Here is a 14,011-nt window from a genome sequence, read left to right as displayed (position 1 = left end):
GACCTGACAGGCGCCATGACCTGAAGGTGGGCCTCCTGCTCGCCAGCCAACGGCCCACTCCGTGGGAGGCTGTTGGGGTCGCGGCGTTTCGTGCGAGATTCCAGGTCCCCCTCCTGGAGTCCCGTCCCGATGGCACTGAAGCGCCCCCTCCCCGCCCTCATGGGAGGCGTGTCCCTGTCCGTCCTCGTGAGCCTCGGGGCGCTGGCGCATCAGCACCTGCGCACCGACGCGCTGGAGCAGCGGCTGCTGCGTGAGGTGAACACGCTGACGCACGCGGAGCACCCGCGTCCGGCGCACCTCACCGCCACGCGGCCCGGCACCTTCGGGGACGCGATGGTTCCGCTCCTGCCCAAGCTGCTCCAGCGGGCTCGCGCGACGCCGGCCTCCAGCGCGGCGGAGGCCGCGACCCTGGAGGCCGTGATGGAGGGGCGCGCTCCTGTGACGGACCTCCCCGCCTCCCGCCTTGAAGCCCTGGAGCAGGGCATGCCTCTCTTGCGGCAGGTGCTCGCCGCCACCCACGCGGAGTCCGGCGGCCTTCCAGAGGACCTGCGTCCCCTGGCCGGTCCGGAGGTGTCGAGGCGGGACGCGCTGATCCACGCGCTTCGCCACGTGGTGGAGGACGCGGCGCTGGAGACGCGGCGGCTCGTCTCACGGGGTGAAGCGGATCCGGCGGTGGACACGTGCCTGGACACGCTCGCGCTGAGCCGGGAGCTGGCCCTGGGCGGAGGGCTCGTGGGACAGCGGCTGTCCGCGGCCGGATATGCACGCATGTGGCGGCCCTGCACGGACGCCATCGACGCGGCCTCCCTGTCCCGCAAGCGCCAGGCCATCTCGCAGCTCACCCGGCTGCACGAGGGCTTCCCGCCGGTGTCCCTGACGCTGCACGAGGAGTCCGTCGCCGCGCAGCTCCACGCCTTCCGCGACCTGCTCTCCGAAGACACCCGCGCCGCGCTGCCGCCCACGTGGTCCGACGCACCCGGGCAGCCCTCGGCCCTGTCGCGCCGGCTCCAGTGGCGTCAGTGGGTGGAGGACGCGGACCGCCTCCTCGCCGTGGCGGATCAACCGGCCGAGGAGCGCCGCCGCTCGCTGGCGGCCCTGGAGGCCCGGAAGGCCGGGGAGTACTTCCGTCAGGCGGAGGCCCCGTCGGTGCGCCTGTCGCCCGAGGACCTGGAAGCGCTGGAGCTGCGCGCGCTGCGCTCCGAGGCGCTCATCGCCCTGGCGGAGGTCGACGTGGCCCGCGCGGAGAAGGGCCAGTGGCCGCGCGCGCTCCCCACGCGGACGACGTCGCTGGTGCTGGAGCCCGTGGATGAAACCCGGGTCAGCATCCGCTCGTGCGTCCAGGGGCTGATGCCCGACCCGCTGGTGGTGAAGGCGGACGGCGCGCCCGCGCTCCATCAGGCCCACGACGTGCCCTGAGCCGGTGGCGCTGTAGCCGCGGCCGTCACGGCTTGTGACGCCGGAGGCCACAGCGTCAGCCACCGTCCCTCCGAGGGGAACCGTCCACCCGCATGGCACCGCGAGTGCACGGTTCCACGATGCTCCGTACGGAGTCGTTCCCTCCCCCTCCGAGGTTCCATGAAGCGCTTCGCATGGCCCTTCGTGCTGCTCACCGTGGGTGACCCCGTCGCGTCCTTCCTGCTCCCCATCCGCGTGGAGGCTCCGGCGCGCGTGTATCCGTCCACGTCCTCGGGCTGTCTGCTCAACGCGCACGAGACGGGACGCGGGGACCTGTACGTGACGGGCTCCGGCTTCCAGGCCGGTGAGACCGTGGAGGTCTCCGTCGTCCCCAACCAGCGCGCGTGGCACGTGGGTGACGCCTTCGCGGACGTGACGGGGGAGGCCTTCACCGCCGCGCCCAAGCAGGTCACCGCCGACGCGTCCGGCCGCTTCACCGTGCCCGGCGACGCTGACCCGCCAGATGATCCCCTGAGCCTCCCGCCGGACCCGGTCCTCCAAAACCTGTCCGACTGTCGGACAGGTTTCCGCGCCTCGGCTGGCGCGGGCGACTCCCTGGTGGGTCGCTCGCGCCCGCTTCACGTCCGGCCTCCCACGTCGGACCGGCGATGTAGGATGCGGTCTTTCCGTGGACGTCGGGGAGGGAGCCGTCATGTCGTGGAAGCTGGTGCTGCTGGACGAAGTGTCGAAGGTGCTGCCGGATGCGCCGCTCAAGGGTTCGGACATCCGCGTGGAATTGCCGACCGCCAGCTATGCGCTGCCCGCGGGAGAGAAGCTGGGCCCCCTGACGTTCGCGTTCGACGTGTCCGCTCGCGGCTTCGTGGAAGGCTATGACGCCCCGGCGGACGTGGACGCGGCGGGCGTGGTGGGCGAGGCCCCCGGCGACGCGGCGACGCAGCTGGCACCGGCGCTCGTCCATGGCGGCGACCAGGCGTGGCTCAAGTACGGCGTGGAGGCGCGCGTGAAGGCGGACGTCGGCTTCCCGCTGCCCTACGTGGCGCTCGCGGCCAACGGCGACGTGCGCGTGCTGCTGGCGGACTACCACCGGCACACGCAGGACACGAACGCGCGCGCCGCGCTGAAGAAGGACGCGCCGGAGCTGCGGCTGCCCCTGCTCACGTCGTCGCTGGACAAGCTGGGCGTGGGTGACGCCATCGCCTTCCAGGCGCGCGGCGAGCTGTCCGTCACCGCGACGCTGGACTGGACGGACGTCTACACGTCCAACCTCCAGACGCTGACGAAGCTCCTGTCCGCCAGCACGATGGTCGCCTTCGAGGCCAAGGCAGGCGCCACCGTGTCCGCCAGGGTGAAGGTGGTGGACGACTACGCCGTCGTCTTCTCCCGCCCCGCTGCCGGTCAGGTGCGCGTGCAGGTGAAGAAGGTGGTGGCGCGCGAGGCGGGCGTGACAGCCAGCCTGCACGTGGAGGCCAGCCTCACCGACCCGGCCGCCGTCGTCTCGCAGGTGGAGCACGTGCTCGAAGGGCTCCTGTCGGTGCCGCTGTCCGAGTTCGACTCCCTGATGACGAAGCTGGAAGCGCACAAGCTGTCGGAGAACGAGACGAAGGTCCTGCGCATCATCCTGGACCGCCTGGGCTTCGGGGAGCTGGAAGCCAACACCACGGCGCTGCGCACGCAGTGGGAGAAGCTCCGCGCGGACGTGCGCACGCGCGTCCAGGCCCTGGCCGAGTCCAAGTTCGAGGCGGGCTTCCGCTACGAGTACCTGCGCCTGCGCGAGCAGACCACGCTCCTGTCCGCCGTGTGCACCGACGCCCAGGCCCGCACGCTGCACCCGCTGCTGGTGTCCGGGCGGATGGACAGCGCGATGCAGCGCATGCAGTCCGAAGGCATGGCGCTGGAGCAGTGCCTGCTGAAGGAGGTCAACAAGGAGTCCAAGGCCTGGGGCTTCGCCCTGAAGCTGGGCAAGTGGGCGCTGGGCGGCAGCGACACGCGCGAGCTCACCCAGGTGGTGCAGCGCAACAGCCTGGAGAAGGAGTCGCCCCAGCGCGTCTCGTTCCTGGGCGTGCGCAGCTACAAGGGCACGCTGCTCACGCCGTACATGCACTGGACCGCGGACTTCAAGGCGGACATGGCGGAGTTCCGCAAGTCGCCCACCGTGGCGGACTTCGACCTGGGCCTGTACCTGCTCCTGGCCCATGACGCTCGCAAGCTGTCGGACCACGACCTGCGCCAGGCCGTGGACGAGGCCATCGTCTGGGGCGCGCTGGATGACGCAGAAGAGGAGGAGGTCCTCAAGCGCATCCGCGATGCTTCCGGAGGCAAGGAGCTTGAAACGCGGGTGGAGCTGAAGCTGGACAACCGGACGCTGCGCGACGTCATCACCCGCGCGGCGGACCCGGACGCTCACGCCGCCTTCGCTCGCGCGCTGGCCCGGGCCCTGCCCTGGTACGGCGTGCCGTGCCGCGACCGGCCCGCCGTGCGGGAGACCATCTACGCCCCCCTGTGGAAGGCGTACCTGGAGCAGAACTGGTCCGCCGCCGACGCCGCCAGGACGGCCGCCGCGACCCTGAAGAACAACCCGCTCGTCGGGCACTTCGCGTACAGCGAAGGGCAGCTGGGCAACGGCATGCTGACGTTCGCGGAGGTCATCCAGAAGAACCCCGGCACCGTGTCCAAGTGGCGCGACCTGCGCGCGGGCCTGCTGGACCTGCGCAACCACGAGCAGCGCTCGCCGTCCGTCTTCAAGGGCGCGTTCAAGGCGCTGTCCGAGTCGTGGGCGCAGTCCTTCCACCTGAAGGCCACGGGCGCGTTCTTCCTGGAGCTGGCGTCGCGCGGCGGCAACGGCCTGGCCACCGTGGAGCGCACCTTCACCGTGACGGTGCCGGGGACGGGCGCGAGCATCGTCTTCTCCAAGTCGCGGGCCTGACGGGAGCACGCGTCCATCCGTCCGGTTCCGCACGCTCCCCTGGCGTGCGGAGGAGACTTCCAGCCGGACGGAGGGCGCGATGGTGACGCGGCGCATTGCCGCGCCTCGGGGGCATCACTACATCCAGCTCCTCACGCAGCACATGCGATGCAGGGGAGCCCCGCGAGATGATCGTCGGTCGGATGCTGTCCTGGCGGATCATCCTTCGCTACACGGGGCGCCCTGTCGTCGTCCACATCGCCCTCGCGCTGGCCATCTCCCTGGGCTACGAGGCGCTGGACGCCAGGTGGCTGTCGGTGCCGGCGCTGCCGGTGACGCTGCTGGCCGCGGCGCTGGGCGTGCTGCTCGGCTTCCGCAACAACTCCGCCTACGAGCGCTGGTGGGAGGCGCGCACCATCTGGGGCGGGCTGGTGAACGCGTCGCGGACACTCGCCCGGCAGGTGCTGACCTTCCTGCCCGCGCCCCGCGCCCAGCGCAGCGACGGCACCCCGGAGACGCCCTCCGCCGCCTCCCGCCTGGTCCAGGTGGCCGTGCAGCCGGAGGGGCCCGCGCTGGCGCCCGCCTGGTCCAAGGTGGGCGACGGCGCGGTGCGCGACCAGTTCGGCCACGCGCGCGACCTGCGCGGCCCGAGCGCGCCCCGCGCGAACCTGGCCACGTTCCTCCACCCGGGCGTGGAGACCCCCCGGGGCATCACCAGCATGTTCGAGGGCATCACCGAGGACGCGCGCGAGCTCGTCTACGCGCAGATAGGCTTCGTGAACGCGCTGCGCTGCCACCTGCGGCGACAGGACCCCTTCCCGGAAATCACCCCGTTCTTCCGGCCGTCCGTGCTGGAGGCGCTGCGCGTGGAGCAGAACGTGCCCGCCGCCATCCTCTTGTGGATGGGCACGCGCATGCGCCGCATCTACAGCGACATCGAGCACCCGGAGAAGGTCTACATGCGCGTGTCGATGGACGAGACGCTCACGGAGCTCACCAACTACCTGGGCGCGTGCGAGCGCATCAAGAACACGCCCCTGCCCCGCCAGTACGACATCCTCCCGCACGCCATGGTGCGCGCCTACCTGGCCATGCTGCCCCTGGGCGTCGTCGCGGACCTGGGCGTGCTCACGCCGCTCGTCACCGCCATCATCGCGTTCCTCTTCATCGCCCTGGACGCGGTGGGCCGCGACGTGGAGAACCCCTTCGAGGACGCCGTCAGCGACACGCCCATGACGGCGCTGTGCCGCACCATCGAGATCAACCTGCGGCAGATGCTGGGCGAAGCCGAGCTGCCTCCGCCGCTCCAGCCGAAGGACGGCCTGCTGTACTGAGGCCTACTCCCCCGCGGTGACCTCCACCGTGCCCAGCCCGTCCACGGTCAGGCGCACGTGGTCGCCGGGCTTCATCAGGTACGCGGCGGTGGCCGCGCCGGACAGCACCAGGCTCCCCGCGGGCAGCACCTGGCCGCGCTCCGCGAGCAGCGCGCACAGCTGGATGAGGGACACCACCGGGTCGCCAGAGATGGCGTCCGAGCGCGCCTCGCCCTCCACCTTGCCGTTCACCTCCATGCGCATCTGGAGCTTCGTCAGGTCCAGCTCGCGCGGGGCGCGCTCCAGGGTGCCCGGCACGAACAGCGACGACGACGCGTTGTCCGCCACCACGTCCGGCAGGCTGAAGTACTTGAAGCCCACGAAGCGCGAGTCCAGGACCTCCATGGCCGCGAAGACGGCGTCGCACGCGTCCAGCACCTCATCCCGCGTCACGGTGCCCTTGAGCTCCTTCGAGGTGCGGAAGGCGATTTCGGGCTCGATGCGCGGGTGGATGCCCGCGCCCACGCTGACCACGCCGCCCGGCTGCACGCGCATCCGGTCCGTGAGCACGCCGAAGATGGGCGAGCCCAGGTTCATCTGCTGGCGCTTCGCCTCCGACGTGAAGCCCATCTTCAGGCCCACCACCCGCTCGCCCTGCGCCTCGCGCAGCCGGATGCCCTCCGCCTGCACCGCGTAGCCGTCCGGCACGGTCAGGGTCGGGTGCGCGTGCGACAGGGGCGGCACCTCTCGCCGCTCGCGCCGCGCCGCGTCCAGGATTCCAGCCAGGGCTGCTACATCCACAGTCGAGCTCATGCGCGAATCTTTTCCATGCCCGGCCCGCAATTCCACCAAGGATTCACCTGGGGAGCGGGTCCCGGAGACGCTGGGAGACAGACGGCCGCGCAAGCGAGCGCCATCCGACGCCGACTGTTCGGAATCCTGGAGGCGGCGGACGGCCGCGACATACATTGCCGCGTCTCCCTGAGGAGGGCGCGCCTTGGAGAAGGTCCTCAACTACATCGGTGGTGAGCTGGTGCCCGCGGAGGGCGGCCAGTGGCTGGACAAGCCGGAGCCCGCGACGGGCCAGCTCTATGCGCACGTGCCGGATTCACGCGAGGTGGACGTGCAGTCCGCCGTGGAGGCCGCGGGCCGGGCCTTCCCCGCGTGGGCCGCCCTGCCGGCGATGGAGCGCTCGCGGCACCTGCGCCGCATCGCGGGGCTCATCCACGAACGCCTGGACGCCTTCGCTCGGGCGGAGTCCATCGACACGGGCAAGCCGCTGTCGGTGGCCCGCACGGTGGACATCCCGCGCAGCGTGCTCAACTTCGAGTTCTTCGCGGACGCGGCGACGCAGTTCGCAAGCGAAGCGCACCCCATGGACGGCGTGGCGCTCAACTACACGCTGCGCTCGCCGCTGGGCGTGGTGGGCTGCATCTCGCCGTGGAACCTGCCGCTGTACCTGCTCACGTGGAAGATCGCCCCCGCGCTGGCGGCCGGCAACTGCGTGGTGGCCAAGCCGTCGGAGGTGACGCCGATGACGGCCTTCCTCCTGTCGCAGGTGTGCCGCGACGCGGGGCTGCCGCCGGGCGTGCTCAACCTGGTGCACGGCCTGGGGCCTCACGTCGGCGGGCCGCTCACGCGCCACCCGGACGTCAGCGCCATCTCCTTCACCGGCAGCACGCGCACGGGCGCGGAGATCGCCCGCGTGGCCGCGCCCGCGTTCAAGAAGCTGTCCCTGGAGATGGGCGGCAAGAACCCCAACGTCATCTTCGCGGACTGCGACTTCGACGAGGCGCTGGCCACCACGCTGCGCTCGTCGTTCGCCAACCAGGGGCAGATCTGCCTGTGCGGCCCGCGCATCTTCGTGCAGCGCTCGCTGTATCCGCGCTTCAAGGAGGCGCTGGTCGCGCGCACCCGGGCCCTCAAGGTGGGCGACCCGCTGGTGGACGGCACGGACCAGGGCGCGCTGGTGTCGCACGAGCACTTCGAGAAGGTGATGGGCTACATCGCGCTCGCGAAGCAGGAGGGCGGCCACCTCCTCACCGGCGGCCAGCGCGCGAGCGTGCCCGGCCGCTGCGCGAACGGCTGGTTCATCGAGCCCACGCTGGTGGAGGGCCTGGCGCCCACGTGCCGCACGAACCAGGAGGAGATCTTCGGCCCGGTGGCCACCCTCATGCCCTTCGACGACGAGGAGGAGGTGCTGTCGTGGGCCAACTCCACGCGCTACGGGCTGGCCGGCAGCGTGTGGACGAAGGACCTGGCGCGCGCGCACCGGTTCGCGTCCCGGCTGCACAGCGGCATCGTCTGGGTGAACACCTGGATGCTGCGCGACCTGCGCACGCCGTTTGGCGGGGTGAAGGAGTCCGGCGTGGGCCGCGAGGGCGGCTGGGACGCGCTGCGCTTCTTCACCGAGCCCAAGAACGTCTGCATCAAGCTTTGAGCTTTGGAGAGCGACACGTGAGCGCTGGCGAGCGGATCGATTCGAAGAAGGCCCCGGAGCCGGTGGGGCTCTACCCCCACGCGCGCCGTGTGGGGAACTTGTTGTTCCTCTCCGGCGTGGGCCCGCGCGAGCGCGGCAGCAAGGCCATTCCAGGCGTGGAGCTGGACGCGGCGGGGAACATCGTCTCGTACGACATCGAGACGCAAGTCCACTCCGTGTTCCGCAACGTGCGCTACATCTTGGAGGACGCGGGCTCGTCGTGGGAGCGGCTGGTGGACGTGACGGTGTACCTCACGGACATGAAGCGGGACTTCCCCACGTACAACCGGCTGTGGGCGGAGTACTTCAAGGACAACCCGCCGTGCCGCACCACGCTGGAAATCAACGCGCTGCCCACGCCCATCGCGATTGAACTCAAGTGCATCGCCACCATTGGAGACGAGTGACATGGGCCGACTGACTCCCATCAACTTCAAGAAGTGGATCGACGAGCACCGCCCCCTGCTCAAGCCGCCCGTGGGCAACCAGCAGGTGTGGGCGGACCGGGACTTCATGGTCACGGTGGTGGGCGGGCCCAACTCGCGCACGGACTTCCACGTCAACGAGGGCGAGGAGTTCTTCTACCAGCTGGAGGGCGACATCACCCTGCGCGTGATTGACGACGGGCAGGTGCAGGACATCCCCATCCGCGAGGGCGAAATCTTCCTCCTGCCGCCCAAGGTGCCGCACTCGCCGCAGCGGCCCGCGGGCACCATCGGGCTGGTGCTGGAGCGCCGCCGCCAGCCGCAGGAATTGGATTCCTTCCTGTGGCTGTGCCCGAAGTGCGGCGAGAAGCTCTATGAGGAGTCGCTGCACGTCACCAACCTGGTGACGCAGCTGCCGCCGGTGTTCGAGCACTTCTACGGCAACCCCGACCACTGCACATGCAAGAAGTGCGGAACGAAGGTGACGCGGGGTGGTGCGCCCAAGTGAAGGTCGACATCCACACGCACCTCCTCCCCGCGGAGTTCCCCCGCTTCGCCGAGCGCTTCGGCTACGGCGGCTTCATCACGCTGGACCACCACGCGCCCTGCCGCGCGCGGATGCTGCGGGACGACGGGAAGTTCTTCCGCGAGATTGAGAGCAACTGCTGGGACCCGAAGCAGCGCGTCACCGAGTGCGACGCGCACGGCGTCCAGGTGCAGGTGCTGTCCACGGTGCCGGTGCTGTTCAGCTATTGGGCGAAGCCGCAGGACGGCCTGGAGGTGGCGCGCTTCCTCAACGACCACCTGGCAGGCGCGGTGGCGACGGCGCCCAGGCGCTTCGTGGGCCTGGGCACGGTGCCGCTCCAATCCACCGACCTGGCGGTCAAGGAATTGGAGCGCTGCGTGCGCACGCTCGGGTTCGCGGGCGTGCAGATTGGCAGCCACGTCAATGACTTGAACCTGTCCGACCCGGCCCTCTTCCCCTTCTTCCAGGCGGCGAGCGACCTGGGCGCGGCCGTCTTCGTGCACCCGTGGGACATGATGGGTGAGGCGAAGATGACGAAGTACTGGCTGCCGTGGCTGGTGGGGATGCCGGCGGAGGTGTCGCTGGCCATCTGCTCGCTCATCTTCGGCGGGGTGATGGAGCGGCTGCCGAAGCTGCGGATTGCGTTCGCGCACGGCGGCGGCGCGTTCCCGGGCACGCTGGGCCGCATCCAGCACGGCTTCGAAGTGCGCCCGGACCTGGTGGCCGTGGACAACCCCGTCGCGCCGCGCGATTACCTGGGGAGGTTCTGGGTGGACTCGCTGGTGCACGACGCGGAGACGCTGCGCTCCATCGTGAAGCTGTTCGGCGCGGACAAGGTGGCGCTGGGCAGTGACTACCCCTTCCCGCTGGGCGAGGAGCGGCCCGGCACGCTCATCGAGTCGCTGACGGACCTGGCGCCTTCCGTGCGCGAGCGGCTGCTCTCCCGCAATGCCCTGGAGTGGCTGGGGCGCTCGCACGAGGACTTCGCACCATGACGGCCCCTGTCTACGAGAACACCGATGTGTTCGCCTACGGCCTGGACGCAGCGGATCCGCTGAGGCCCCTGCGCGACGAGTTCCTCTTCCCTCCGGCCCCCTCCGGCGCGCCGACCATCTACCTGGCGGGCAATTCGCTGGGGCTACAGCCGCGCAAGGCGCGCAAGTACGTGCAGATGGAGATGGAGGACTGGGAGCGGCTGGGCGTGGAGGGCCACGTGCACGGCCGCCACCCGTGGCTGCCCTACCACGAGCAGCTCACCGACATGGTGGCGCGGGTGGTGGGCGCGCAGCCCATTGAGGTCGTGGTGATGAACACCCTGTCGGTGAACCTGCACCTGATGATGGTGTCGTTCTACCGGCCCACGCGGGAGCGCTTCAAAATCCTGATTGAAGGCGGCGCCTTCCCGTCGGACCAATACGCGGTGGCGTCGCAGGCGCGCTTCCACGGCTACGACCCGAAGGAGGCCATCGTCCGGCTGATGCCCCGCGAGGGCGAGGACACGCTGCGCTCCGAGGACATCCTGGAGGCCATCGAGCGGCACGGGAAGGAGCTCGCGCTGGTGATGCTGGGCAGCGTGAACTACCTCACCGGACAGGCGTTCGACCTGCGCGAGATTACGCGCGTGGCGCACGCGCAGGGCTGCAAGGTGGGCTTCGACCTGGCGCACGCGGCGGGCAACCTGAAGCTGTCGCTGCACGACGACGGGCCGGACTTCGCGGTGTGGTGTTCGTACAAGTACCTCAACGGCGGGCCGGGCAGCCTGGGCGGCGTGTTCGTGCACGAGCGCCACGCGCATTCACCCCAGCTGCCGCGCTTCGAGGGCTGGTGGGGACACAACAAGGCCACGCGCTTCGAGATGGGCCCCACCTTCGACCCGCTGCCGGGCGCGGAGGGGTGGCAGCTGTCCAACCCGCCCATCTTCCAGTTGGCGGCGCTGCGTTCGTCGCTGGAGCTGTTCGACAGGGCGACGATGGCGGCCCTGCGCCAGAAGAGCGACCAGCTGACGGGCTACATGGAGTTCCTGCTGGACCGGCTGCCCGCGGGCTACGTCTCCATCACCACGCCGCGGGACCTGAAGCAGCGCGGGGCGCAGCTGTCCCTGCGCTTCAAGGGCGAGCCGAAGCGGCTGCTCCAGCGGCTGTCCGCGGCCGGCATCATCTGCGACTTCCGCGAGCCGGACATCATCCGCGCCGCGCCCACGCCCCTCTACAACACGTACCTGGACGTCTTCCGCTTCGTGAAGGCGCTGGAGGCCCATGCCCTCGAATGAGTCGAAGCTGACGGTGGTGGGAGCGGGCCTGGTGGGGTCGCTGCTCTCGCTGTACCTGGCCCGCCGGGGTCACACGGTGGAGGTGCTGGAGCGCCGGGCGGACATGCGCCGCGAGACGCTGGACGCGGGGCGCTCCATCAACCTGGCCATCTCCACGCGCGGCCTGCACGCCTTGCGGCAGGTGGGCCTGGAGGAGGAGGCGCTGAAGCACGCCATCCCCATGCGCGGGCGGGTCATCCACCCGGTGAAGGGCGAGCTGGCCTTCCAGCCGTATGGGAAGGATGACTCGCAGCACATCAATTCCATTTCGCGCGGCTGGCTGAACACGTTCCTGATGACGCAGGCGGAAGCCACGGGCCGCGTGTCCATCCGCTTCCGTCAGCGGGTGACGCAGGCGGATCCGGCGGCGGGGGCGCTCACGGTGCTGGATGAAGCCACGGGCGTGACGCGCGAGGTGCGCGACGCGGTGGTGTTCGGCACGGACGGCTCGGGTTCGGCGGTGCGGCAGGCGCTGCAAGCGCAGGCGGACTCACAGACGCTGGGGCATGGCTACAAGGAGCTGACGATTCCGCCGGGCGAGGGCGGGCGCTTCCAGATGGAGAAGCACGCGCTGCACATCTGGCCGCGCGGCACGTACATGCTCATCGCGCTGCCGAATGAAGACGGCAGCTTCACGTGCACCCTGTTCCTGCCGTGGGAGGGGCCGGTGAGCTTCGCCTCGCTCCAGACGCCCGCCGCGCTGGAGGCGTTCTTCCAGGAACAGTTCCCGGACGCGAAGGCGATGATTCCGGGGCTGGTGGAGGAGTTCTTCTCCCGGCCCACCGGGCAGATGGTGACGGTGAAGTGCGCGCCGTGGCACGCGGGAGGAAGCACGCTGCTCCTGGGAGACGCGGCGCACGCCATCGTGCCGTTCTACGGCCAGGGGATGAACTGCGGCTTCGAGGACTGCGTGGTGCTGGACGCGCTGTTGTCGAAGCAGACGGACTGGGCGGCGGCGTTCAGTGAGTTCGAGCGGCTGCGCAAGACGAACGCGGACGCCATCGCGGACATGGCGGTGGAGAACTTCATCGAGATGCGCGACAGCACGGCGGATCCGCGCTTCCTGTTGGAGAAGGGCGTGGAGAAGGTGCTGCTCAACGCGTTCCCGGGCGAGTTCGTCAGCCGCTACACGCTGGTGAGCTTCAGCCGGGTGCCCTACCGGCTGGCGTACGGCGTGGGCGCCATCGCGGGCGGCATCGTGTCGGAGCTGGCGAAGGGCTTGAAGCGGCCGGACGACGTGGACCTGGACCTGGCGGCGAAGCTGATTCGCGGCCGGCTGACCCCTTTCATGGAGGAGCACGCGGATGGATTTCGGCTTGAAGGGTAGGCGGGCGCTGGTGACGGGCGCGTCGTCAGGGCTGGGGCGCGCCATCGCGGACACGCTGGTGAAGGAGCGCGCGACGGTGGCGGTGTCCTCGCGCGGCGGGGAGAAGCTCCAGAAGGCGGCGAAGGAACTGGGCGCGGCGCTCGCGGTGCCGTGTGACTTGACGCAGCCCGGGGCCGCGCGCGGGCTGGTGCGCGAGGTGACGCAGAAGCTGGGCGGCCTGGACGTGCTGGTGGTGAACGCGGGAGGCCCGCCGTCCGGAGGCTTCGAGTCCATCACGGTGGAGCAATGGCAGACAGGGTTCCAGAGCCTGTGGCTGGCCACGGTGGATGCGATTCAAGAAGCGCTGCCGGGAATGAAGGCCCAGGGCTGGGGCCGCATCGTGCTGGTGACGTCCACGGCGGCGCGCGAGGCGATGAGCAACCTCACGGTGTCCAACGGCCTGCGCGCGGGGTTGCTGGGGCTGGTGAAGAGCCTGAGCAATGAAGTGGCGCCGTATGGCATCACGGTGAACGCGGCGCTGCCGGGCTACCACGCGACGGACCGGATGAAGGACCTGGGCCTGTCCGACGAGAAGGTGGCGCCGAACATCCCCGCACGGCGGCTGGGGAGGCCTGAGGAGTTCGCGGCGCTGGTGACATTCCTGGCGTCGGAGCCAGCCGCGTACATCAGCGGCCAGTCCATCGCCTGCGACGGTGGAGCGCTGAAGGGCTTCTAGGGTCCCATGTGCACAATCAGGTAGAGCAGGCCCGCGCCAGTCCCCAAGGACACGCCCACGGCCCACACCGCGGCCGATGAGATGGCTCGCAGCAGTCCGTAGGCGCCCAGCAGCGCCGCGGACAGGAGCCATCCGCCGAGGAAGCTGGACACGAACACGAGCGGCGTGAGCGCGTACGACACCTCGCAGCTCGAGCCCAAGCACTCGCCGAACGGCAGTGGCAGCGCGAGCTTGTCGAGGACGAAGGCCGTCGCGCCGAGCCCCGAGAGCAGCGCCCCCGCCAACGACAGCCACCGCCAGGCCCTGCCGGAGAGCGTGAAGGCGCCCTCATTCCGCCAGCGTGGCGCCAAGCGCAAGGTGACGATGACGAGGGCCAGCAGGCTCAGGCCCAATACCAGCGTCACCGGCAGCGCGGCGACGCCGCGAAACGCCGTCGCCAGCATCGACAGACCGAAGAGAAGGGAGCCGAGGCACAGGGCCGCGAAGAGCGCGAGGCGTGAAGTCATCAGGGCGTTTATATGCCGACTCAGCCGCGTCGCTCAGCGGACAGCCCGCCCCCTGAGACGATGGAGCATTGAGAGGATTCCGAAGTGACGTCGG

Annotated in this window: 12 protein-coding genes; 10 read left to right on the top strand and 2 right to left on the bottom strand. The window is 70.2% G+C overall.

From position 1 onward, the window contains the following. Positions 1 to 129 precede the first annotated feature (129 nt). From D7W82_RS01765 to D7W82_RS01750, 3 genes are all read left to right on the top strand, one after another. Positions 130 to 1,416 carry a hypothetical protein gene (locus D7W82_RS01765; RefSeq protein WP_120616645.1) on the top strand — a complete coding sequence of 429 codons (1,287 nt, stop codon included), beginning with the start codon at positions 130 to 132 and terminating at the stop codon, positions 1,414 to 1,416. 691 nt (positions 1,417 to 2,107) lie between these two features. Beyond that, positions 2,108 to 4,339, top strand: coding sequence for a hypothetical protein (locus D7W82_RS01755; RefSeq protein WP_147439175.1), 2,232 nt, complete (start codon positions 2,108 to 2,110; stop codon positions 4,337 to 4,339). A gap of 167 nt (positions 4,340 to 4,506) precedes the next feature. Continuing rightward, positions 4,507 to 5,652 carry a bestrophin family protein gene (locus D7W82_RS01750; RefSeq protein ID WP_120616642.1) on the top strand — a complete coding sequence of 382 codons (1,146 nt, stop codon included), beginning with the start codon at positions 4,507 to 4,509 and terminating at the stop codon, positions 5,650 to 5,652. A 3-nt stretch (positions 5,653 to 5,655) separates the two neighbouring features. On the opposite strand, the gene D7W82_RS01745 is transcribed toward D7W82_RS01750, so the two are convergent. Then, positions 5,656 to 6,444, bottom strand: coding sequence for a 2-keto-4-pentenoate hydratase (locus D7W82_RS01745; RefSeq protein WP_120616641.1), 789 nt, complete (start codon positions 6,442 to 6,444; stop codon positions 5,656 to 5,658). Positions 6,445 to 6,628: 184 nt separating this feature from the next. Here D7W82_RS01745 and D7W82_RS01740 point away from each other — a divergent pair, with 184 nt between their 5' ends. Genes D7W82_RS01740 through D7W82_RS01710 form a run of 7 tightly spaced genes read left to right on the top strand, consistent with a single transcriptional unit; the run spans position 6,629 to position 13,411 of the window. After that, on the top strand, positions 6,629 to 8,071 hold the full coding sequence (locus D7W82_RS01740) for an aldehyde dehydrogenase (RefSeq protein WP_120616640.1): 1,443 nt from the start codon (positions 6,629 to 6,631) through the stop codon (positions 8,069 to 8,071). A gap of 17 nt (positions 8,072 to 8,088) precedes the next feature. Further along, positions 8,089 to 8,517 carry a RidA family protein gene (locus D7W82_RS01735; protein WP_120616639.1) on the top strand — a complete coding sequence of 143 codons (429 nt, stop codon included), beginning with the start codon at positions 8,089 to 8,091 and terminating at the stop codon, positions 8,515 to 8,517. A gap of 1 nt (position 8,518) precedes the next feature. Further along, complete coding sequence (gene nbaC / locus D7W82_RS01730) at positions 8,519 to 9,043, top strand: 3-hydroxyanthranilate 3,4-dioxygenase (protein ID WP_120616638.1); 525 nt, start codon at positions 8,519 to 8,521, stop codon at positions 9,041 to 9,043. Continuing rightward, complete coding sequence (locus tag D7W82_RS01725; RefSeq protein ID WP_120616637.1) at positions 9,040 to 10,056, top strand: amidohydrolase family protein; 1,017 nt, start codon at positions 9,040 to 9,042, stop codon at positions 10,054 to 10,056. Before nbaC ends, D7W82_RS01725 begins: the two co-directional genes overlap by 4 nt. Next, the gene (kynU, locus tag D7W82_RS01720; RefSeq protein ID WP_120616636.1) at positions 10,053 to 11,330 is read left to right on the top strand and encodes a kynureninase; all 1,278 of its coding nucleotides are present in this window, start codon (positions 10,053 to 10,055) and stop codon (positions 11,328 to 11,330) included. Before D7W82_RS01725 ends, kynU begins: the two co-directional genes overlap by 4 nt. After that, entirely contained in the window at positions 11,317 to 12,696 is a 1,380-nt protein-coding gene (locus D7W82_RS01715; protein ID WP_120616635.1) for an NAD(P)/FAD-dependent oxidoreductase, read from the top strand. The genes kynU and D7W82_RS01715 overlap by 14 nt, the downstream gene beginning before the upstream one ends. Then, positions 12,686 to 13,411 (top strand): SDR family oxidoreductase, encoded by a 726-nt coding sequence (locus D7W82_RS01710; protein WP_233587241.1) that lies wholly within the window; start codon positions 12,686 to 12,688, stop codon positions 13,409 to 13,411. Before D7W82_RS01715 ends, D7W82_RS01710 begins: the two co-directional genes overlap by 11 nt. Here the strand turns inward: D7W82_RS01710 and D7W82_RS01705 are convergent. Beyond that, on the bottom strand, positions 13,408 to 13,917 hold the full coding sequence (locus D7W82_RS01705; protein ID WP_120616633.1) for a hypothetical protein: 510 nt from the start codon (positions 13,915 to 13,917) through the stop codon (positions 13,408 to 13,410). The two genes, D7W82_RS01710 and D7W82_RS01705, sit on opposite strands and share 4 nt — an antisense overlap. Between the last annotated feature and the right edge of the window lie 94 nt (positions 13,918 to 14,011).

The sequence above is a fragment of the Corallococcus sp. CA049B genome (assembly GCF_003611685.1).
Classification (GTDB): domain Bacteria; phylum Myxococcota; class Myxococcia; order Myxococcales; family Myxococcaceae; genus Corallococcus; species Corallococcus coralloides.
This window is presented reverse-complemented; position numbering and strand designations above follow the sequence as displayed.